Here is a 1,934-nt window from a genome sequence, read left to right as displayed (position 1 = left end):
CTCCCCCTCCTTGACCGCGTTGTTGACGCGCGGGATCTTCGCGCGCTTCCGGAGAGTGACCTTCGCCAGCTCGCGGACGAGTTGCGGGCCGAGACCATCGATGCCGTGTCGGTCACCGGGGGCCACCTGGGGGCGGGTCTCGGGGTGGTGGAACTGACGGTGGCGCTGCACCACGTGTTCAACACGCCCGAGGACCGCCTGATCTGGGACGTCGGGCACCAGGCCTACCCGCACAAGATCCTCACGGGGCGGCGGGCGCGCATCCGCACCCTGCGCCAGGGCGGCGGCCTGTCGGGCTTCACCCGGCGCGCGGAGAGCCCCTACGATCCCTTCGGGGCGGCGCATTCCTCGACCTCGATCTCGGCGGGGCTGGGCATGGCGGTCGGGCGCGACCTCGCGGACGCGGCGGCGCGGGCGCGGGGCGAGACGCCGGCGCGGCGCAACGTGGTGGCGGTGATCGGCGACGGCTCGATGTCGGCCGGGATGGCCTACGAGGCGATGAACAACGCCGGGGCGCTGCGCTCGCGCCTGATCGTGATCCTCAACGACAACGACATGTCGATCGCGCCGCCGGTGGGGGCGATGTCGTCCTACCTGGCGCGGCTGGTCTCGGGCGACACCTACCGCTCGCTGCGCGACACCGCCAAGCAGTTCGGGCGCCTGCTGCCCAAGGCGCTCTACGACACCGCGGCGCGGGCCGAGGAGTACGCCCGCGGGCTGCTGGCGGGGGGCGGGACGATGTTCGAGGAGCTCGGCTTCCACTACGTGGGGCCGATCGACGGCCACAACCTCGACCACCTCTTGCCGGTGCTCAAGAACGTGCGCGACGCGCCCGAGGGTCCGGTGCTGGTGCACGTGGTGACGCAGAAGGGCAAGGGCTACGCCCCGGCGGAGGCGGCGGCCGACCGCGGCCACGCGGTGGTGAAGTTCGACGTGATCTCGGGCGTGCAGACGAAGGCCAAGCCGAACGCGCCGGCCTACACGCGGGTGTTCGGCGAGAGCCTGATCAAGGCGGCGGACGCCGACCCGCGGGTGGTGGCGATCACGGCCGCGATGCCGTCCGGGACGGGGGTGGACCTGTTCTCGAAGGCGCACCCGGAGCGGACCTTCGACGTGGGCATCGCCGAGCAGCACGCGGTGACGTTCGCGGCCGGGCTTGCGACGGAGGGGTTCCGGCCGTTCTGCGCGATCTACTCGACGTTCCTGCAGCGGGCCTACGACCAGGTGGTGCACGACGTGGCGCTGCAGAACCTTCCGGTGCGCTTCGCGCTCGACCGGGCGGGCTTGNTCGACCGGGCGGGGCTTGTGGGGGCGGACGGGGCGACGCACGCGGGGGCGTTCGACCTGGCCTACCTGTGCTGCCTGCCCAACATGACCGTAATGGCGGCGGCCGACGAGGCGGAGCTCGTGCACATGGTGGCGACCGCCCACGCGCACGATGCCGGCCCGATCGCGTTCCGCTACCCGCGGGGCGAGGGGGTGGGGGTCGAGCTCCCGGAGCGGGGCGAGGTTCTGGCGCTGGGCAAGGGCCGGGTGGTGCGCCGTCCGGAGGGGGCGCGGGTGGCGCTTCTGAGCCTTGGCACGCGCCTGGCGGAGGCGCTGAAGGCGGCGGACGGCCTGGAGGGTCTGGGGATCGGCGTGACGGTGGCGGACGCGCGCTTCGCCAAGCCGCTGGACGAGGCGCTGATCCTGGAACTTGCGGGCGGGCACGAGGTGCTGCTGACGCTTGAGGAGGGCTCGACGGGGGGGTTCGGCGCGATGGTGCTGCACCTGCTGGCGGCCCGGGGGGCGCTCGATGCGGGGCGGGTGCGGGTGCGGACCCTGACGCTGCCGGACCTCTACCAGGACCACGACGCGCCCGAGCGCATGTACGCCCAGGCCGGCCTCGACGCCCCCGCCATCGTCAAGGCCGTCCAGGATCTCCTGCCGGTCCG

Annotated in this window: 1 protein-coding gene and 1 pseudogene; both read left to right on the top strand. The window is 73.2% G+C overall.

Translation table 11 applies throughout. The features are described from left to right. Nucleotides 1-1,287: pseudogene (gene dxs / locus DT057_RS05965) on the top strand (1-deoxy-D-xylulose-5-phosphate synthase); the annotation flags it as partial. 1 nt (nt 1,288) lies between these two features. Further along, nucleotides 1,289-1,934, top strand: a 646-nt coding sequence (locus DT057_RS36665; protein ID WP_276469421.1) for a transketolase C-terminal domain-containing protein, incomplete at both ends; no start/stop codon positions are given.

This window comes from Methylobacterium crusticola (genome assembly GCF_003574465.1).
GTDB lineage: Bacteria > Pseudomonadota > Alphaproteobacteria > Rhizobiales > Beijerinckiaceae > Methylobacterium > Methylobacterium crusticola.
Note: the sequence above shows the minus strand (reverse complement) of the source record. Positions and strands in the feature narration are given on the sequence as shown.